Annotated in this window: 18 protein-coding genes; 11 read left to right on the forward strand and 7 right to left on the reverse strand. The window is 60.8% G+C overall.

Translation table 11 applies throughout. From position 1 onward, the window contains the following. Positions 1-78 precede the first annotated feature (78 nt). The 5 genes from ASD58_RS17130 to ASD58_RS17150 all read left to right on the forward strand — a co-directional run bounded on the left by ASD58_RS17130 (position 79) and on the right by ASD58_RS17150 (position 4,094). Positions 79-2,358 (forward strand): ABC transporter ATP-binding protein, encoded by a 2,280-nt coding sequence (locus ASD58_RS17130; protein WP_082565482.1) that lies wholly within the window; start codon positions 79-81, stop codon positions 2,356-2,358. Further along, entirely contained in the window at positions 2,351-2,815 is a 465-nt protein-coding gene (locus ASD58_RS17135; RefSeq protein WP_057262388.1) for a DUF1854 domain-containing protein, read from the forward strand. Before ASD58_RS17130 ends, ASD58_RS17135 begins: the two co-directional genes overlap by 8 nt. A 72-nt stretch (positions 2,816-2,887) precedes the next feature. Continuing rightward, the gene (locus tag ASD58_RS17140) at positions 2,888-3,274 is read left to right on the forward strand and encodes a bacteriohemerythrin (protein ID WP_057262389.1); all 387 of its coding nucleotides are present in this window, start codon (positions 2,888-2,890) and stop codon (positions 3,272-3,274) included. A 45-nt stretch (positions 3,275-3,319) separates the two neighbouring features. Further along, positions 3,320-3,769: a MerR family transcriptional regulator gene (locus ASD58_RS17145; RefSeq protein WP_057262390.1), complete on the forward strand. Its 450-nt coding sequence runs from the start codon at positions 3,320-3,322 to the stop codon at positions 3,767-3,769. Further along, a complete protein-coding gene (locus ASD58_RS17150; protein ID WP_082565485.1) occupies positions 3,723-4,094 on the forward strand; it encodes a carboxymuconolactone decarboxylase family protein in 372 nt (123 codons plus the stop codon). The genes ASD58_RS17145 and ASD58_RS17150 overlap by 47 nt, the downstream gene beginning before the upstream one ends. 61 nt (positions 4,095-4,155) lie before the next feature. Here ASD58_RS17150 and fnr read toward each other — a convergent pair whose 3' ends face one another. The 5 genes from fnr to ASD58_RS17175 all read right to left on the reverse strand — a co-directional run bounded on the left by fnr (position 4,156) and on the right by ASD58_RS17175 (position 8,659). Next, positions 4,156-4,929 carry a fumarate/nitrate reduction transcriptional regulator Fnr gene (fnr, locus tag ASD58_RS17155; protein ID WP_057262392.1) on the reverse strand — a complete coding sequence of 258 codons (774 nt, stop codon included), beginning with the start codon at positions 4,927-4,929 and terminating at the stop codon, positions 4,156-4,158. A 101-nt stretch (positions 4,930-5,030) separates the two neighbouring features. Further along, complete coding sequence (locus ASD58_RS17160; protein WP_057262393.1) at positions 5,031-5,666, reverse strand: response regulator transcription factor; 636 nt, start codon at positions 5,664-5,666, stop codon at positions 5,031-5,033. After that, the gene (locus ASD58_RS17165) at positions 5,659-6,762 is read right to left on the reverse strand and encodes a response regulator (protein WP_057262394.1); all 1,104 of its coding nucleotides are present in this window, start codon (positions 6,760-6,762) and stop codon (positions 5,659-5,661) included. The genes ASD58_RS17160 and ASD58_RS17165 overlap by 8 nt, the downstream gene beginning before the upstream one ends. Continuing rightward, positions 6,759-7,172, reverse strand: a complete 414-nt coding sequence (locus ASD58_RS17170) for a response regulator (RefSeq protein ID WP_057262395.1) — start codon at positions 7,170-7,172, stop codon at positions 6,759-6,761. Before ASD58_RS17170 ends, ASD58_RS17165 begins: the two co-directional genes overlap by 4 nt. Then, entirely contained in the window at positions 7,169-8,659 is a 1,491-nt protein-coding gene (locus ASD58_RS17175) for a PAS domain S-box protein (protein WP_229210011.1), read from the reverse strand. The genes ASD58_RS17170 and ASD58_RS17175 overlap by 4 nt, the downstream gene beginning before the upstream one ends. A 175-nt stretch (positions 8,660-8,834) precedes the next feature. Here ASD58_RS17175 and ASD58_RS17180 point away from each other — a divergent pair, with 175 nt between their 5' ends. Both ASD58_RS17180 and ASD58_RS17190 read left to right on the forward strand, forming a co-directional pair. Next, positions 8,835-9,095, forward strand: coding sequence for a TraR/DksA family transcriptional regulator (locus ASD58_RS17180; protein ID WP_057262400.1), 261 nt, complete (start codon positions 8,835-8,837; stop codon positions 9,093-9,095). A gap of 721 nt (positions 9,096-9,816) precedes the next feature. Beyond that, positions 9,817-11,754 carry an ATP-binding protein gene (locus ASD58_RS17190; protein ID WP_057262427.1) on the forward strand — a complete coding sequence of 646 codons (1,938 nt, stop codon included), beginning with the start codon at positions 9,817-9,819 and terminating at the stop codon, positions 11,752-11,754. On the opposite strand, the gene ASD58_RS17195 is transcribed toward ASD58_RS17190, so the two are convergent. Then, on the reverse strand, positions 11,751-12,197 hold the full coding sequence (locus ASD58_RS17195; RefSeq protein WP_057262403.1) for an Hsp20/alpha crystallin family protein: 447 nt from the start codon (positions 12,195-12,197) through the stop codon (positions 11,751-11,753). The genes ASD58_RS17190 and ASD58_RS17195 overlap by 4 nt on opposite strands. Before the next feature lie 197 nt (positions 12,198-12,394). Between ASD58_RS17195 and ASD58_RS17200 the strand changes: the two genes are divergently transcribed. Genes ASD58_RS17200 through ASD58_RS17215 form a run of 4 tightly spaced genes read left to right on the forward strand, consistent with a single transcriptional unit; the run spans position 12,395 to position 17,205 of the window. Then, positions 12,395-14,107, forward strand: a complete 1,713-nt coding sequence (locus tag ASD58_RS17200) for a molecular chaperone HscC (protein ID WP_057262405.1) — start codon at positions 12,395-12,397, stop codon at positions 14,105-14,107. A gap of 45 nt (positions 14,108-14,152) precedes the next feature. Next, the gene (locus ASD58_RS17205) at positions 14,153-14,341 is read left to right on the forward strand and encodes a hypothetical protein (protein WP_057262407.1); all 189 of its coding nucleotides are present in this window, start codon (positions 14,153-14,155) and stop codon (positions 14,339-14,341) included. Continuing rightward, positions 14,334-15,908, forward strand: a complete 1,575-nt coding sequence (locus ASD58_RS17210; RefSeq protein WP_057262409.1) for a TonB family protein — start codon at positions 14,334-14,336, stop codon at positions 15,906-15,908. Before ASD58_RS17205 ends, ASD58_RS17210 begins: the two co-directional genes overlap by 8 nt. 31 nt (positions 15,909-15,939) lie before the next feature. Then, the gene (locus tag ASD58_RS17215) at positions 15,940-17,205 is read left to right on the forward strand and encodes an ABC transporter substrate-binding protein (protein ID WP_057262411.1); all 1,266 of its coding nucleotides are present in this window, start codon (positions 15,940-15,942) and stop codon (positions 17,203-17,205) included. Here ASD58_RS17215 and ASD58_RS17220 read toward each other — a convergent pair. Next, positions 17,177-19,561, reverse strand: coding sequence for a glycoside hydrolase family 127 protein (locus tag ASD58_RS17220; protein ID WP_057262413.1), 2,385 nt, complete (start codon positions 19,559-19,561; stop codon positions 17,177-17,179). The two genes, ASD58_RS17215 and ASD58_RS17220, sit on opposite strands and share 29 nt — an antisense overlap. Between the last annotated feature and the right edge of the window lie 52 nt (positions 19,562-19,613).

The raw sequence follows: 19,613 nt of genomic DNA on the forward strand, positions 1-19,613 counted from the left end.
TACTCCGCCCGTCCTTCTATTTTCCCACTGTTTCGCAATTCTTGCCACTTGGCAAAGAGTGCCGGAGTCTGATCCACAATGATAACAAACCAACTTTCCTCTGAGCTCAGCCTGACAGAACTTCCCGACAGGTGGCGCACAGAGTTACCAGCGCTCGCACCCGAAGAAAACGTACTCAGCGCGCTGGAGGTTGACCTGGACTCCAAGCTTCACTTCAACAAAGGCCTGGTGCTCCTCACGGAGCGCCGCATTATGGCACGTGCGCCCGGTGAAACGGTATGGCGAGATTGGACTTATCGACCTGGCATGTCGCTAAAACTGCACGACCACGCCGGCGTCGGCCACCTGGAACTGGTGGATGAAACGCAGCGCCTGGCCGCGTGGCGCTTCACACTCGGCCAAAACCTGTTGGCGATCCGCCTGTCCGAAAACTTCCCGCGGCTGCAGGAAGCGCACGTGCACGGCAAGCCGCTGCAGCAAATTGAACAGAACTCCTGCCCTACCTGCAAGGCGCCTTTGGAGCCGGACCAGGAAGAATGCCCGGTCTGCACCAAGGTCGTTCACACGCCGCCTTCCACCTGGACCCTGTTCCGCCTGTGGCGCTTTGCCAAGCCTTACCAATGGCAGTTGGCACTTGGCTTTGCCATGATGCTGCTGTCTACCGGCGCGCACCTGATCCCGCCGTACATCATCATGCCGCTGACCGACAATGTGCTGATCCCTTACCAGAATGGCAAGCCGGTGGAGCATATGCTGGTGGTGCAATACATGGCGGCCCTGACCGGCGCCGCCGTCTTGGCCTGGGTCTTCGGCTGGGCCAAGACCTACGTGCTGGCCCTGGTTTCCGAGCGCATCGGCGCCGACCTGCGCACCACGACCTACGAACACCTGCTGCGCATGTCGCTGGAATACTTCGGCGGCAAGCGTACCGGCGACCTGATGTCGCGTATCGGTTCCGAGTCGGACCGCATCTGCGTCTTCCTGTCGCTGCACCTGCTGGATTTCGCCTCCGACGTCCTGATGATCATCATGACCGGCCTGATCCTGTTCACCATCGATCCATGGCTGGCCGTTGCGACGCTGCTGCCGCTGCCGTTCATCGCCTGGATGATCCACCTGGTGCGCGACAAGCTGCGCACCGGCTTTGAAAAGATCGACCGCGTGTGGGGCGAAGTCACCAACGTGCTGGCCGATACCATTCCAGGCATCCGCGTGGTGAAAGCCTTTGCGCAGGAAACCCGCGAAGCGACCCGCTTCCGCACCGCCAACAAACACAACCTCGCCGTCAACGACAAGTTGAACAAGGTATGGTCGCTGTTCTCGCCGACAGTGTCCTTCCTGACCGAATTGGGCATCCTGGTGATCTATGTGTTCGGCATCTGGATGATCTCCAAGCACAACATCACCGTCGGTGTATTGAGCTCCTTTGTCCTTTACGCCAACCGCTTCTACGGCAAGCTGGATTCCATGAGCCGCATCGTGTCGGTGACGCAGAAATCCGCTTCCGCGGCCAAGCGCATCTTCGACATCCTGGACCACGTTTCGAGCGTGCCCGATCCGGTGCAGCCGGTGAAGGTCGAGAAGGTCCGCGGCGACATTACCTTGCGCGAAGTGGGCTTCCGCTACGGTAACCGTGCCGTCAACCGCGGCGTGAACCTGGAGATCAAGGCCGGCGAAATGATTGGCCTGGTAGGCCATTCCGGCTCCGGCAAGTCGACCCTGGTCAACCTGATCTGCCGCTTCTACGACGTGGCGGAAGGCGCGATCCTGCTCGATGGCCAGGACATTCGCAACTTTGCCGTATCGGACTACCGCCGCAATATCGGCCTGGTGCTGCAGGAACCGTTCCTGTTCTTCGGTACCATCGCGGAAAACATCGCTTACGGCAAGCCTGAAGCGACCCGCGAAGAGATCATGAAGGCTGCCCGCGCAGCGCACGCCCACGACTTCATCCTGCGCCTGCCGCAGGGCTACGACTCGATGGTGGGTGAACGCGGCCAGGGCCTGTCGGGCGGTGAGCGCCAGCGCATTTCGATTGCACGCGCCCTGCTGATCGATCCACGCATCCTGATCCTGGACGAGGCGACTGCTTCGGTGGACTCGGAAACCGAAAAAGAAATCCAGAAGGCATTGGACAACCTGGTGGCCGGCCGCACGACGATCGCGATTGCCCACCGTCTGTCGACGCTGCAGCGTGCCAATCGCCTGGTGGTGATGGATCGCGGCAAGGTGGTTGAGGAAGGCCCGCATGAGGAATTGATGGCCAGGGAAGGGGCCTACTACCGCCTCTATCAGGCGCAGGCACGTAACGTCGATACCGACATGGATGACAAGGCAAAGAGCCGTGAAGATGATTAATTTTACTTTGAGCCGGGACAGCTTCGGTAAGCTGAACCTGATCGACGCCAACGGCGTATTGCATGAAGGCGTGTCCCCGGTCCGCGCATTCCCCATCCAGGCGCCGGAAGAAGGCCTCTCGCTGGTGAACATCGACGGCAAGGAAGTGGCCTGGCTCGATCGCATTTCCGACCTGTCGCCGGAGTTGGCCGACATCGTGCGCGAAGAACTGGCGGGCCGTGAGTTCATGCCGGTAATCCAGCGCATCGTGGAAGTGGGCAGCTATGCCTGCCCTTCCACGTGGACCGTCGAAACCGATCGCGGCCATACCAGCTTCGTGCTGCGCGGCGAGGAAGATATCCGCCGCATTGGCAGCGTGTCGCTGCTGGTGTCGGATAGCCACGGCATCCACTTCCTGATCCGCGACCAGTTTGCGCTGGATAAGCACAGCAAGAAGATCCTCGATCGCTTCCTCTAGGAATTGATGTAGATCATGTGCCTGCCTGTTTCCGGGCGGCACAATTACGGTTCGCCACTATTGGAGAGCCACATGGATTCCATCGTCTTCGGCCCCGACCTTGCGCTAGGCATCCCGGTTCTCGACCAGTCGCACCGCATTGTCTTCGTCATGCTGGAAGCGATGGAATCCTTGCCGCGCCCGGCCTTCGACCAGGCCTGCCGCGAACTGGCCACCGAATTCATCGAGCACCTGCGTGAAGAAAACAGCCTGATGGAGCGCATCGATTATGCTGCGGCGCAAGCCCACCGCGCCGCCCACGGCAACCTGCTCGAGCGAGTTGCCCGAGCCCTTCGCCTGCTGAGGGACAACGAAGAAGCCACCGCCCGCGACGTCATCCGTACCCTGCCGGGCTGGCTGGAAGCACACATCAATACCATGGACCTGGCACTGGCAGTTGCGGTATCGCGGTTAGAGTAATAAAGTGCTTGACTTAGAGCGCACTCCAACTTTTACGATCACCCCATGGAATCGCACCTGAGCATAGACGAAGTCGCCAAACGCACTGGCCTCACGGCCTACACCCTCCGCTACTACGAGCGCATCGGGCTGATTGCCCCGGTCAATCGTGCCACGGGCGGCCAGCGGCGTTATGCGGCATCGGACCTGGCCTGGATCGAATTCCTGCTGCGTTTGCGAACAACCCATATGCCGATCGGCAAAATGCAGTCGTTCGCCAAACTTCGCGGCGCTGGGGACTCGACGGTGCCGGAACGGCGCCAGATGCTGGAAGAACACATGCAAGACGTTCTCGCCGAAATCGAGGCGATGCGGCAATCTGCCGCATCCTTGCAGGAGAAGATCGAGTACTACCGCTCCCTGGAGCAGTCCCTGGCGTCGAATCCAACCACTGATGGAGGACATGCCAATGAACACCGAAAGCCGCTACGAGCGCGGGCTCGCAAAACTGCGTGAAGTTGATGGCGAGGCCGGCGAACGGGTCATGCAAAGCCTGGAAGACATCGCTCCGGACTTCGCCCGTTACGTGATCGAATTCCCCTTTGGCGACATATACTCGCGCCCGGGCCTGGACCTGAGATCCCGCGAAATCGCAGTAGTCGCCGCGCTGACGGCCATGGGCAACGCCACGCCCCAGCTTAAGGTGCACATCCACGCCGCCCTCAACGTCGGCGTCAGCCGCGAAGAAATCGTGGAAACCATCATGCAGATGGCCGTCTACGCCGGCTTCCCTGCCGCACTCAACGGCCTGATGGCCGCCAAAGAAGTCTTCGCGCAATAAAAAAAGGGGCAGCATGAGCTGCCCCCTACACCCCCTACAGGTGATAAAACCGGTACCTTGCTCAGGCGACTGCGAGTTCTTGCGCCATGCCGCCGGAAGACAAGCTCTCCAGCTTGCTGCGGTCGGTAATGCGCAGGTCGCGGTTGTTCAGCACGATCGAGCCGTCCTGGCGCAGGCGGGCCAACTGGCGGCTGACGCTTTCCACGGTCAGGCCCAGGTAGCCGCCGATGTCTTCACGCGACATGCGGAGCTGGAAGCTGGTCGAGGAGTAGCCACGCTGTGCGTAGCGGCCGGCGAGGTTCAGCAGGAACATGGCCAGGCGCTGCTCGGCGCGCATATGGCTCAGGAACAGCATTACCGACTGCTCGCGCTGGATCTCGCGGCTCATGGTGCGGTGGAATTGTTGCAGCAGGCCCGGGATCTGCATCACCAGCTCTTGCAGGCGGGAGAACGGAATCTCACAGACTTCGCTGTCTTCCAGGGCCACTGCAGTGCAAGAGTGCTGGCCATTGCCGATTGCTTCCATGCCCAGCAGGTCGCCGGCCATGTGGAAGCCGCCAATCGTCTGCTCGCCGCGCTGGTTCACCTGCACGGTCTTGAAGTGGCCGAAACGCACGGCATACAGGCTGTGGAAGCTGTCGCCGGTCTTGTACAGCGGTTCGTCGCGGTTCACACGGCGGCGGCGGGCGATGATCTGGTCAAGGCGGGCAACATCTTCGTCTGCCAGGCCTTGTGGCAGGCACAGGCGGTTGAAGCTGCACAGCGAGCATTTCGCGGCGACAGTTGCGCAAGATTTGGTGGCGTTTGCAGGGGTGATTGGAATGACCGGGCTCATGATGCTGCTCCTTGTTTTCGATGGAAGCAGTATCTCCCCTGGTATCATTTCCCGGTATCAAGCATCCTGTGTAGTTGCTGTAGTGGTTCCCCTACAGCCACTCAGATCAAACCATGCTCAAGGGCATAACGGGTCAGCTCGGCATTGCTGGACATGCCCATTTTCTCCAGGATACGGCTGCGATAAGTGGTCACGGTGTTAGGGCTCAGGTGTAGTTTTTCCCCTATCCGCACCAGGGACTCGCCCTGTGCAATCAGCTTGAAAACTTCCAGTTCGCGGTTGGACAGCGCCTCGTGGTCGCCGCTTGGCCCGCCGCCCACCAGGGTTGCCAACTTTTCAAGCAAAGCCGGGCTGACATGCTTGCCGCCCGATGCCGCCTTACGCACAGCTTCGATCAGGGTTGCAGTGGGCGCATCCTTGGTCAGGTAGCCCGAGGCGCCCGACTTCAACGCGCGGACAGCATAAATCTCCTCCGAATAGGTGCTCAGCACCAGCACCGCCATGCGCGGACATTCGCTGCGCAACGTTTTCAGCAGGTCCAGGCCATTCTTGCCCGGCATCTTGATATCCACCAGCGCCACGTCGAAACTGCGTTCGCCCACGCGCTGCATCGCTTCAACAGCATTGCCTGCCTCGCCCTCAACGCTGATGTCGGGTGCCGTACCCAGCATCAGGCGCACGCCATTGCGTGCAATCGCATGGTCGTCGACCAGCAAAACGGTGATCATGTCACCCATTCTTGTCCTCCAAAGGCAGGCGCAGCTGCAGGGTGGTGCCCTGTCCTGCCTTGCCGCTGATATTCAGTTCGCCCGCAAAGCGCCGCGTGCGTTCGTGCATGCCGAACAGGCCCCAGGATTCGCGGTCGGAAAGGCCGGCGCTTTCAATGCCTTTGCCATTGTCTTCCACACGCAGCACCACGTTCTCGCCGTCGGTATCCACGATTACGCGCGCCTCGCTTGCTTCGGCATGGCGCACGACATTGGTCAGCGCCTCCTGTGCCACGCGGAACAGCATCGTGCTGCGCTCCGCATCCAGCTCCAGCGCTTGCGCGTCGGGCGTGATGTTGCAGCTGCATAGCAGGCCGCTGCGCTGAGCCACCTGTTCGGCATACCATTCGAGCGCAGGCCAGATGCCCAGTTGGTCCAGCACACTGGGGCGCAGGTCGGTAATGACACGGCGCACGGTTTCAATCGCATCCTGGGCCAGCTTGGCCGCATCTTTCAACAGCGGGTCCGACTGCTCGCCGCCACGCTCGATGGCGACCGAGATGTAGGCTTTGATACCTGTCAGCAGGCCACCCAGTTCGTCGTGGATTTCCTGCGCGATGCGGGTGCGTTCGTGTTCTTTCAGCTTTTCCTGGTATGCCGCCAGCTCGCGCAGTTCCTTCTGCGACTGCCGCAGTACCTGTTCGGCCAACTGCTTTTCGTCGATCAGGCGCTGTTCCCGCAACAGGCGGTCGATCGCCCCCGCCAGGAAGTCGAGGTAGCGGCCGTCGCTGTCCTTCACCAAGTAATCGCGCGCACCGCGCCGCATCGCTTCCGCCGCCACGGTGGCGCTGTCGGCACCTGTCAGCATCATTACCGGAATATTCGGCTGCGGCTCGCCCCGCTCGGCCGCCAGGCGTGCCAGGAATTCGAGCCCGGTCAGGTCCGGCAAGTGATAATCGAGCAGGATGCAATCGGGCTCTTCGCGCAGCGCAATGTCCAGGCCTTCCTGGCCGCTTTCCGCTTCCAGCAATTCACAGTTGAAGCCCGGTGCCTGGGCGAAGGCGCGGCGACAGGCGATACGGTCAACGATATCGTCTTCGACGATAAGGACCCTTACCGTGTTCATGGCAACTCGCTGATGGTCCAGTACAGGTTGATCGAGCGCACCACTTCGACAAACTGGCGGTAATCGACCGGCTTGGTCATATAGCCGGCCACGCCCAGGTCGAAGCTGCGCATCTTGTCCTGCTGTTCTTCCGACGTGGTCAGGACGATCACCGGAATACGGCGCAGCAGCGGGTCCTGCTTGACGTTCTGCAGGAACTCAATGCCGTTCATGATCGGCATGTTCAGGTCCAGGAGGATGATACAAGGCTGTTCGTTGCCCGGCTCGCGCAGGTATTCCAGCGCAGCTTCGCCGTTTTCCGTTGCCACGACACGGTTTCCCACGTGGACTTCCTTCAGCGCGCGCAGGATGGTCATGACGTCGACCTGGTCGTCTTCAACCAGCAGGATTGGCTTGCTCGTATTGTTCATGCGTTATTCTTTCTTTTTTTCGGCAAGGTGAAATAGAAGGTGGTGCCCTTGCCAAGCCCGGACTCCAGCCACACCCTGCCCTGGTACATTTCTACAATCTTTTTCACCAGCGCCAGGCCGACACCCGTGCTTTCAACGCGGTCGCGCGGCGCCAGGGTCTGGAACAGCTGGAAAATGCGTTCAAAATGGCGCTCGGCGATGCCTGGACCGTTGTCGCGGACATGGAAGCGCCACTGGTTGCCCTCGTCGGCCCAGCCCACTTCGATCTCGCCTTCCGGCTTGTCCATGTATTTGACGGCATTCGACACCAGGTTGTGGAACAGCTGCTGGATGCGCGTCGGCTCGCCAGTCACAGTCGGCATGCCCGGCATGACGGTGACCTTGATATGCGCCGGCACCGCCAGCAGGTCGATCACTTCGGCCACCAGCTGGTCGAGCTGCACCGGCACCACGGCTTCCTTGATGCGGCCAACGCGCGAGTACTGCAGGATGCCGTCGATCAGAGCGCCCATGCGGTGGACGCGGTTGATCAGGAGCCGCATATGCTCCTTGCCTTCGTCGTTGAACTTGTCGGTGTAGTCATGCGCCAGCCAGTCGGCCAGCGAGCCGATGCCGCGCAGTGGCGCCTTCAGGTCGTGCGATACGACGTAGGCAAAGTTGGTCAGTTCCTCATTGGCGCTGGTCAGCTCCTGCAACAGTTGCTGCGCCTTTTCTTCGGCGTGCTTGCGCTCCGTGATGTCGCGCACCAGGCCGGTGAACATGCGGCGCCCGCCCAGCCACATTTCGGTGACGGCCAGGTCCATCGGGAAAATACTGCCGTCGCGGCGCAAACCCTGCACCTCGCGGCCTTTGCCGATGATGCGCTTTTCGCCGGTGGTCATGTAGTGGTGCAGGTAGCCGTCGTGCGCTTCGCGATGCGGCGCAGGCATCAGGATCTTCACGTTGCGGCCCTGGACCTCGGCCTCGGGATAACCGAACATGCGCTCGGCCGCCGGGTTCACGCGTTCGATGATGCCGTGTTCGTCGATCGTAATGATCGCATCGACCGCCGTCTCGAAGATCGCGCGCATGCGCGCTTCGCTCTCCTGCAGCGCATGTTCGGCCTTTTTGCGGGCGCTGATGTCGTGGATCGTCGCCATCACCAACGGCTGCGTGTCATTGTCCTGCAGCGGTGACAGGCTTACTTCGACCGGAAATTCGGTGCCGTCCTTGCGGGTGGCGAATAGTTCGAATCCAGCGCCCATGGCGCGTGGATGGGGGCGCTCGAAGTAACTGCCGCGCAGGCCTACGTGGCCGTGGCGGAAGCGTTCAGGGATCAGCGATTCCAGCGATTTGCCTGCCAGTTCGCCGGGTCCGTAGCCAAACAGGTTTTCCAGCGCGGGGTTGACCAGGATCAGTTGGCCGTCCTTGTCGATGATCAGCATCGCGTCTGTGGCTGATGCCAGCAGCCATTGCAGGCTGCGTTCCGCAATCGTTGAATGAGTCAAAGCCGGGTCCTGTTGGTGATCAAATCCTGTCATCCTATGATTGTAGCGTCCAACGCGGCAAGGGGCCAAATGCGCTCCCCCAGGAATAAGTCAGGCAAACTTGACTTAGGTCAAGCGGCGCTGGTGACGCGGCTCAAGATGACCGTTACAGTGGCCCCAAAACTGGAGACCAGCCATGTTATCTGAAGAAATTGACCGTTGGACTGCCGTCCTGCGCCAGCGGCGCGAGGTGCTGGCTGGCCGCGACCCTGCCGAAGTGGCGGCGATCGATGCTGCCCTGGAGCGTTTGCAGGAGGGGACCTTTGGCCAGTGCCAGCGCTGTGGCGCCGCCATCTCCGCGGGACGCATGCAAGCGCAGCCTGGCGCGGCCACCTGTCTTGCCTGCCAGGAGCTGGCCGAACGCCAGCGCTCCTTTATCTCCCTTCCGGTCGCCTAACGCACTCTTGACCCCGGCCTTGGCCTGTAAGGCTTACACGCCGGGCCTTCACTTTCCGCGCCGTTGCAGATGTGCCGGCGGCAGTCCACGGCGCCAGGTTCTCCCGGGCGCGGGCAACGCTTGAAGACTTCCGCGTACTTTTCAACGTTTTCCGCAGACTTACGGTGCGTCACGCTTTTCTTTCGCGCCGCCAGTTGGACAGTCGAGTGGTGCTGCGTACCGCGGCGCCGCGAGGGCTTTGCCTGGGCGGCGGTGCTTTCAGCAGACGGGCCTTCCATTGCCGACGGAACTGGCTTGGGCGCTGCCGCGGGCTGCGGCGACGGTTCCTCTTGCCGCCGGGCCGCAGGCCCGGGGGCCGGCGCAAGCTGCGCCTTGGCCTCGGACTGTGGCAGCGTCGTGGCCACGGCCATCAAGTCCCGCTCGACGCCGACCCGCTGTGCGAGGACCACGGCACCCGCTGCCAGCCCCGCCAGCAATGCTCCGCATGACATCCAGAACGCCGGTCCTTGCCATTCCAGCAGCCGCGCATGCGACGGCCGGTCCGGACGTGCGGACGGCTCCGCGCCGGCATCGGGGGATGGCGGCGGCGGGCCCTCGCTGCTTGCTTGCTTTTCTGTCATACGCCAAACATAGCAATAATTACATGGGAATGTCGCATGCTTGTGGCTCCCTTCGCGCTTGAGCTAAGATAGTTACTCCGGTGCAAATGGGCTACTCCCAGATGAAAAGCTTCCAGGGCTTCTTCCGCGATTTAGGCCTCCAGCGCAAACTATTGCTGGTGTCGGTCCTTACGACGATCGCGGCGCTGCTGGTCGCGCTGATTGCCCTGGCCAGCTACGACTTGCTGGTTGCCCGCCCGCGCATTGTGCAGGAGCTGACCGTGCGCAGCGAACTGTTCGCGCTAAATCTCGACTCCGACCTCAATTTCGGCGATAGCGGCAGCGCCGCCCGCAAGCTGGAAGCCCTGCGCAGCAGCCCCGAACTTTCCCAGGCCTGCCTGTTCACAGCCGACAAACGCGTCTTCGCCTATTTCAATCGCGATCCTTCAGCCAAATGCGAATGGTCGCCGGATCTCGAAAGAACAGTCCACAATTTCGATGGCTACGCATTGTCGCTGCTGTCCCCCATCCGCTTCGAGCGCGAACAGGTCGGCTATCTCGCGACCCACTACCACTTGCCGTCGATGCTGGAGCGTCTGCGCCAATATGGGCTGGTGCTCGGCGTTGTGCTACTCACGCTGTCCTTCGGCGCGATACTGTACGCCTTGGGCTCACGCCGGCTGGTCACGCAGCCGCTCCTTGTTCTGTCCGCGGTAGCCGACCGCGTTACACGCGAACAGCGCTTCGACCTGCGCTCGCCGGTGACCAGCCGCGACGAGGTGGGACGCCTCGCAACCGCCTTCAACGCCATGCTTGCCACGATCGCTGCGCGCGACGCGGCCCTGCGCCGCAGCCAGGCCCTGCTTACCAATATCGTCGAGAAGTCGTCGGCGGTGATCTACGTGAAGGATCTCGACGGCCGCTACCTGATGGTGAACCACAGTTTCCGCATGCTGCTGCCTCCCGGTTCGCCGGAACCGCTCGGGAATACCGATGAAGTGCTGTTCAGCCGCGAAATGGCCCAGGCGATCCGGCAGGCCGATCGTGCCGTCCTGGCCAGCGGGCGCGCCTCCAGCCATGAGGAAACCTCGGGAGGCACGGTCGGAGGGCCGCGCACCTACATCTCCGAGAAATTTCCGCTGATCGACGAATTCGGCCATATCTGGGCGCTGGGCGGGGTATCCACCGACATCTCGGACCGCAAGCGCGGCGAACTGGAGCTCGAAGACCTGGTTAACGTGCGGACACGCCAGATCGCCGACACCAATCGCGAACTGGCCGATTCCCTCGGCACGCTGCAGCGTGCACAGGAAGAACTGGTGCGCAGCGAAAAGCTGGCGGCTTTAGGTTCGCTGGTTGCCGGCGTCGCCCACGAATTGAATACGCCGATCGGCAACAGCCTGCTGGCAGTCAGCACTTTGCTGGACCAGACCACGGCTTTCGCCGCCGCAGTGGAAACCGGCGTCAAGCGCTCTGCCCTCACTGCCTATATCCGGGACGTGAATAGCGGCAGCCAGATTGTGCTGCGCAACCTGCATCGCGCGGTGGACCTGGTCTCCAGCTTCAAGCAGGTTGCAGTCGACCGCGCGACCTCTCAAAGCCGCGAATTCCAGTTGGACGAACTGGTGTCGGAAATCCTGCTGGTGTTGATGCCGACGTTTAAGAAGTCCGGAATCCGCGTCAGCCACACGATCCCGCACGGGATCGTGATGGCGAGCTACCCGGGTCCGTTTGGCCAGGTGCTCATCAACCTGGTCAACAATGGGCTGATCCACGCCTTCGAGGGCAAGGAAGACGGCGAAATCGTGATTACCGCCGACACCATCGGCAGCGACTCGGTCGCCATCGCGGTGCGCGACAACGGCATCGGTATCGCACCTGAAAATATGGGAAAGATTTATGACCCCTTCTTCACCACCAAGCTCGGACGTGGCGGCTCAGGCCTTGGGCTGAATATCGTCTATAACATCGTGTACGGCCTGCTCGGCGGGCGCATAGACGTAAAAAGTGCCCTCGGAGAGGGCACCAGTTTCATCCTGACCTTGCCGGTCAGGGTTTAGTGGATTTCCAGCTTACGGCTGCCCTGTTGGGCCTTTTTCGGCAGGGTCAGTTCCAGCACCCCGCCCTCGCATTTGGCGGTCGCCTTGCTGTCGTCGATATCGTGCTCAAGGGTAAAGCTGCGATACTGCTCGCCGAAATAGCGTTCGCTTCGCACCAGGGAGCCGCTTTGCTTTTCCTCTTCAACCCGCTTGATTTCGGCAGCAATTGTCACGCGGTTGCCGGAAATGTCGACTTTGATGTCGTCCTTATTAACCCCTGGCACATCGGCGCGAACCGTGTACGACGATTCATTTTCGTGCACGTCGATACGGATCGGCTGCTGTCCCTCGCCTTCGCGCGTAATATTTGCCAGCCGGAAATCGTGGAACAGGTCCTCAAAATTGCGGAAGGGATCGAAACGGGCCAGTTCCGTCAGTGGATTGTAACGCCTCAAATTAGCCATGATTTCCTCCTTTCTCTTAGTGCGACAACATGTTAGTCCTTGATTGGGCGGCTTGCCACAGATTCTTCCAATCGGATTGGTTGTCGCTTTCATGGCTAATCTATGGTCTCCAGGCAATTTCATGAAAGGCAACGACTTTTCTCGCGTAGAAATAAATGCTAGGCTACACATTTATGAAATTTACATCGGAGTAGCGCATGATCGTCGGCATCGACCTCGGCACAACCAATAGCCTCATCGCCGTATGGCACAATGGAGAGCCACGGTTGATCCCCAACAGCCTTGGTGAATTCCTCACCCCATCCTGCGTCAGCGTTGACGAAGACGGCACAATCCTGATCGGCAAGGCGGCGCGCGAGCGCCTGCAAACCCATCCAACCCACAGTGCGGCGGTTTTCAAGCGCCACATGGGCAGCAACAAGCAGTTCACGCTTGGCGGCCGCAACTTCCGCGCCGAGGAGCTGTCGGCCCTGATCCTGCGCGCGCTGAAAGAAGACGCGGAAGCCGCCTTGGGCCAGCCGATCACGGAAGCGATCATCACCGTGCCCGCCTACTTCTCCGATGCCCAGCGCAAGGCGACGCGCGCCGCCGGCCAACTGGCCGGGCTGAAGGTCGAGCGCCTGTTGAACGAACCGACTGCCGCCGCCCTTGCCTACGGCATCCACCAGCGCGGCAAGGAAACGCAGTTCCTGGTGTTCGACCTTGGCGGCGGCACTTTTGACGTTTCGGTGCTGGACCTGTTTGAAGGCGTGATGGAAGTGCGGGCCTCGGCCGGTGACAACTTCCTTGGAGGCGAAGACTTCGTCAACCTGGTGATCGAAGAATTCTTCAAGCAGGCTTCCATTCCCGCCGAATTGAAGCAGGACGGACGCTTCATGCAAAGCCTGGTGGCGCAAGCGGAGCAGGCCAAGCGCAAGCTTACGGAAGCGCCGGAAGCGCTGCTGCAAATTAATCACGGCGGCACCACCTACTCCATGCCACTGGACGAAGCAGGCCTGGAGCGCATTACCGCGCCATTGCTGGCCCGGCTCCGTTCGCCGGTTGAGCGTGCACTGCGCGACGCCAACCTGCAAACCGCCAACCTGGACAACATCGTCCTGGCCGGCGGCGCCACCCGCATGCCGATCGTGCGCCGCATGGTGGCGCGCATGTTTGGCCGCTTCCCTTCCTGCGACATCAATCCGGACGAAGTGGTGGCGTTGGGCGCCGCGGTGCAAGCGGGCCTGAAAATGAACGACGCGGCCCTGGATGAAGTGGTGATGACCGACGTGGCGCCTTATTCGCTGGGTATCGAAGTATCGATGCACCTGGGCGGCGACCAGTTTTCACACGGTCATTTCGACCCGGTCATCGAACGCAACACCGTGGTCCCGGTCAGCAAGGTAAAGAGCTACTACCCGAACAGCGAGCGGCAGTCGGCACTGCGCATCAATGTCTTCCAGGGCGAAGCGCGCATGGCGCGCGACAATATCGAGCTGGGAACCATCGAAGTGCCGATTTCCCAGGTGCCTGGCCAGAACAATGGCGTGGATGTGCGCTTCACCTACGACGCCAACGGCTTGCTGCAAGTCGAGGCGACGGTGCTCCTCACGAAGCAGACGCACATCCTGGTTATCGAGGGCAACCCAGGCCTGCTGAGCCAGGAGGAAATCAAGGAACGCTTCGCAGCACTGTCCGAACTGAAGATCCACCCGCGCGACCGCATCGAGTTCCGCACCATGCTTGCCCGCGGCGAACGCCTGTACCAGCAGCTGCGCGGAGAAGCCCGCGAGCATCTGGGGCGCCAGATCATGCAGTTCGAGCGAGCGCTGGAGTCGCAAGACTCGCGCGTGACGCGCCAGGCCGCCCGTACTTTCACCGAAGCGCTTGAATACTTTGAGCACCAGAGTTTCCTGAACCTCGATTCGTAAGCGGTCGATGCAGGATACTTCAATCTCGCGCCTGTCATCGTCGACATGGCGATGGTGGAACGCTGGCGCGAACTCTCCAAGCCGCTCGGGGCCGCACCGGAAGTCTCATGGACTGCGGCGGGCACACGCCTGGAACTGCCGCGCGGGATAGAGATAACCGGAACCTTGCTGCCGCTGATCACCGTCCTGCTGTGGATCTCGTTAAACGTAATGAGAATTTTTAACAATGCGTGATACCTTTCCCTTCCTGGTTCGCCTTGGTCTCGACGCCAGCGCCGATGCCAAGGATATTCGCCGCGCCTATGCGCGCGAATTGAAGAAGATCGACCAGGAGGCAACCCCCAGCGCTTTCCAGGAGCTGCGGGAGTCGTATGAGATCGCGCTGCAATGGCATGAGCACCATCGTCCCGAGCAAGAAATTGACGCCCACGCTGAGCCTGCCCCCGAGCCAGTTCCCGAGCCTGCGGTGCAAAACAAGCAGGAGCAAGTTCTCGACGATCCATATCAACTGGCCAATCAGGCCTTTGAAAAATTCTCGTCCCAAGCGGCCGACCTGGTCGAGCGCGGCCCCGCACACCTGCCGGCCTCCTGGAAACGGCTCCTGCAGGGCGGCCTGAACGACGACACGCTTCTCAACCTCACAGCGCGCACCCTGTTCGAAGACCGTATTGCGCACTTGCTGGCTTCCGGCTGGAAGCCAGGTCACGAAGCCTTGTTCGTCGTCGCGTGCGAAGTCTTTGATTGGGCGCTTGATAGCCGCCGCATCCTGCAGTTCGGCGAGACCGGCGCCAAGATCAACGATGCCATCAACGAATGGAAGTTGTTTGAAGCGCTGCATCCGAATGCTTACAGCACCTTTGACCAATTGATCCGCTTCGTGCGCGAGACACCTGAGCCGGAGCGCATGGCAGGCCGAAAAGACTTGATGGTATTCCATCAGTTCGCCGGCCGCTTCAACAACTGGCTCGATTTGATCATCGACCGCGAGATCCTGGAAAAGTGGGGATATGCCGTCCAGGCAGAGCTGGAGCGCAGCGGACCGGAACCCGCGACGCCGGTGGAATATATGGAGGCGGCACCACCGCCCAAGAAAAACGCAAGTTCGTGGGAATGGAATTCGGCCCGCAACTGGCCGCTGATTTTCGTCATATTCGCGTTGATCCGTGGCTTTGCGGCCTTCCTGAATGCGCCGCACGAGCCAACTCATGCCGGTCCGCCTCCTGCCAGGCCCCAAGCCGCGATGCCAGAGAAAGGGCCAAGCCAGGAGCGGATTAACGAAATCGCTTCGCGTATCGACTACAAATGGCCCCGCAACACGGTCAATGGCGAGTACCTTGTGTCGTATGACGTTTTCATCGATGCTGATGGCGCGGTACTCGGCATGAACCTGCTTCGTTCGTCCGGAAACAAGGACTATGACGAAGCAGTAAAGAAAGCAATCCGGGAAACGAAGCCCTTCCCTCCCGGGACGAAAACGCGGTTTAACCTGCGCTATTGGGTGAACATCAAGAGGGACCCTGAACCAAAAGGCAAGCCACCGACCGAGGCCCAGTTCCGCGCCCTGCAAGACGAGATCTTTTACGTCCCCGGCTCCGCGGTGCAAGCCGGCGAACTTAAAGTCAGCTACGAAGTTGAATTGAACGACAAGGGAAAAGTCATCAAGCTTAAAAAAGTCCAGGCATCGCGCGATCCGGCGTTCGACGAGGTCGTCGCCGACGCCCTGCGGGCAACCAAGGCCTTCCCTGCGGGCACCCAACGCAAGTTCTCCATGGTCTACTCGCGTAACGTGGGAAAACTTTGACAGGAGCGGGCTTTGCGACCAGAATTATTTGATGCAAGCAAAGCAGACGAAGACTGGCTTTCGGTTCGGGGCGAGCCGCAATTTAATGCTGGCGGCTGGGATGGTCTGTTGTTTGTGCTGGCGGCCGATCCCTTGTGCTGCGGCAGAAAAGCTCGTCATCGATTACATCGTGTCCCACAGCGCACAGCGAACAGCCTGGATACGCGTTATCAGCGAGTTCTCGGCAGCAAATCCTGATGTCCAGGTAACACATAACGGCTTCCCCCAGGAGCAATACAAGCGCGATTTCACGGCGCGCCTGAAAAGCGGCAAAGTTGACGTGGCGTTCTGGTATGCGGGAGAACGTCTGCGCGACGCGGCCGCAAACAAGCTCCTGGCGCCGCTCGACCCCGATACTGTCGCACTGCTCAAGAAAAGGAAGTTCTATCCCGTCACCATCGACGGTACCCGCATTGATGGCGAAGTGTATGGATTCCCCATGTATTACTATCCATGGGGTTTCGTCTATCGTAAGTCGTTGTTCAAGCAACTCGGCATCGCCCCTCCTGCAACTTGGGACGAATTCCTCCACGCCTGCGAGCGATTATCCGCGGCAGGCGTGACACCGATTGGGCTCGGCGCCGCAGCAAACTGGCCTGCCGCAGGCTGGTTCGACTACTTCGATCTGCGGCTCAACGGACTTGATTTCCATCGCAAGCTGCTGCGCGGCGACGTGCCGTTCACGGACGCCCGCGTGCGCCGGATCTTCGATATGTGGGCTGGCTTGCTGCGCAAGGGCTACTTCCTGCCCGCGACCATAGAGCAAGAACACGAGCGTGTGCTGCCTTATATGTACCGTAATCACGTTGGCATGATGCTGATGGGGAGCTTTATCGCCGCCAAGTTCCCCCAGGCGATCGCCGGCGACATGGGCTTTTTCGCTTTCCCGGCGATCAGTCCTGAAATGCCTGCCTATGAAGACGCGCCGCTCGATGTACTGGTCCTGCCGGCCAAGTCGCCAAACCCGCAGTTTCGCAAGCGCTTTCTGGCCTTCCTGGCAGAGAGCGGCGCCATTCGGCACATAGCGGAAGCCGACCAGACCCTGCCTGCCCAGGCGGATACGACATTCCCACCCATCTTGCTCGGCGATCCGGCACGCCAGGTCCTGAATCGCGCGGCCGGGCTCTCGTCGTTCTTTGACAGGGAGGCTGACTCCGGCCTGATCGGGCCAGTGTTCGAAGGCCTGCGCTTATTCCTTAAGCCACCGCATGATGCCGAGCAGGCCGTGCTCACAATTGAGACATTGCGGCAGAAGTAGTTGCCTGCTGCGCGAATAGCCGCACACCAAACACAGGCCCCGCAGTGAATCCGGTTTCAGGTTCGAAGCGCACCACTACGCTGGCCTTGGCCCTGGTCAGCCGCTCAGGCACCGCATACTCCCGATCGATGAAGACACCGGGATGGCTGCCATCCAGCTTGACCCGCGCAATGCGCTCGCCATCCACGCTGATGTGAAAATCGCGGTTGCGCTCCTCGCCCCAATAGCTGGCCTGCAGTAGCAGCGGACCGTCCGTGCACTTCATGCGGAAGCTGAAGAAGCCGCCGGTACGCGCATCGCGCCCGTTTCGGCCACGGTAGGTCACCGGGTATGAAATGTCCGAATGCAGGTCATGATCGCGCTCCGGCTGCATTTCGCCCAGGTGCATGACATCCACCGAACGGTCGGCCAGGTCCTTCAGGCGCGCCTCCTCCTTGCGATATGCGACTTCGGATGCGGCCCATTCCGCATCGGTATACGCATTGAAATATACCGCCGCCCGCCGCTCGTACATTGCGTAGAACGGCGTGAACTTCATGTCGCCCGGCCGGCCACTGCCTGCGCTGCGATAGACCGCTTTCGCTTTATCCGACTCCGCAAACGAACCGAGAATATTCGTGCCAACCAGGGCCGGTGCCAAGCCGCTGAATGGCTTGTCGGACGGCCCAAGGTCGGCCGCCAGCACCATTGGCCCGCGCAACAAGGCCACCACGCGATCGTTCCCTGCCACGGCTTCCAGGCGCAACTCCAGCGGCAGCGAAAGGCGGACGACGTCGCCCGCTTTCCAGCGCCGGCGCACCCGCGCATATCCCTTTTCCGCTCCAACAGCATGCGGCTTGTCGTTCACCAGCAATGTATGCCGGCTCGCCCAGGCCGGAATGCGCAGCGCCAGTGTGAAGTCCCGTTGACCCGACAGGCGTCGGACTTTGAGTTCGATTTCGCCCTCATATGGGTAACGGGTGTTCAATTCCAGCTTGGCGTCCGCTGCTTTCCATTCTACAAACGATGGGATGAAAAGATTGACCAACAGCGTGTCGCCGCTCTCCCAATAAATCGAATCGCCGTGCTTGGCGTGGCTTTCCATGCCTGACAACACACAGCACCAGAAGTCATTTTCCTCGCTGGAGAACTCGCGTGCCGCGCCGGACATGAGAGGCGTCATATAGGTGAACATCCCGGTGCGCGGATTCTGGTGTGCGAGGATGTGGTTCAGGTGCGCACGCTCGTAGTAATCGAAATACGCCGCATCCGGCGCCCAGCCATACAGGTGGCGCGTCATCTTCAGCATGTTGTAGCTGCAGCACGCCTCGCAAGTCTGCTCGGTGATGTGGGCGGCGATGGTGTCGGGACCGGAAAAGTATTCGCGGTCGCCGTTCCCGCCAATAACGTAGCTGTGATGCTGGGTGACGCGCTTCCAGAAGAACTTGACCGCATCGGCATCGCTTGTGCGCCCGGTCAGCTCGTGCAGGCGCGCGAGTCCGATCAGCTTTGGAATCTGCGTATTGGAATGCAGGTTGACCAACTCGTCGCGCCTTTGCGCCAGCGGAACCAGCACCTTGCTGTGATACAGGCGCTGCGCCAGTGTCAGCCAGCGCTTGTCCCCGGTGCGGGCATACAGCTCCGCGAAGCTCTCATTGATTCCCCCATGTTCACAGGCCAGGACTTGCTGCACCTGCTCGTCGCTGAGCGCTGCAAACACCTTGTCGATAAAGCCCGCGAGGCCAAGCGCGACTTGCAGCGCCTGCTCATTGCCGGCACAGGCCTGAGCGTCGAACAGGCCAGCGAAGACCTTGTGCCAGTTATACAGCGGCACCCAGCATCCATTCAGGTCGAAGCCTGCCGAACGGATTTCGCCGCGCATAATTTCTGGGAATATCTCTTTTCCGTCTACCAGCGCGCCGTCTTTGCGCTTGCGCATGAAACCGGCAACATAGCCATCGCCTTGCGCCTGTTGCACGCGCGCCAGCTCGGCCACGATGTAGTCAATGCGCGGTTTAAGCGCAGGATTGCCGGTTTGTGCATGCATCAGCGAGAGTGCCGATAGATAGTGGCCCAGCCCTTCGCCGGCAATCGTGTCTGATTCCCATCCACCGTAAATCGCAGCTTTGGTCGGTAGCCCGGCAAAGCGGTGATAGTTGTGCAGGAAGCGGTCAGGACTCAGGCGCAGCAGGTACGCCAGGTTGGCTTGCATGGCGTCGGCATAAGGCGAAGGCAACAGTCGGACTGACGACAGCGGAAGCGCCCGGGCCTGCGTCGGGACAGCCGCAGCTGGGGGCAGACTGGCGGCGGAACCGAATGCCCAAGCCGGGAGCAATCCCAGGCTGGCGCCCCCTTGCAATAACTGTCGTCGACGCATGCGCTTCCTTATCGGTTAAACGGTTAACCAATAATGTACGTGCGCCGGCAAC

Source organism: Duganella sp. Root1480D1, from assembly GCF_001427305.1.
GTDB lineage: Bacteria > Pseudomonadota > Gammaproteobacteria > Burkholderiales > Burkholderiaceae_D > Rugamonas.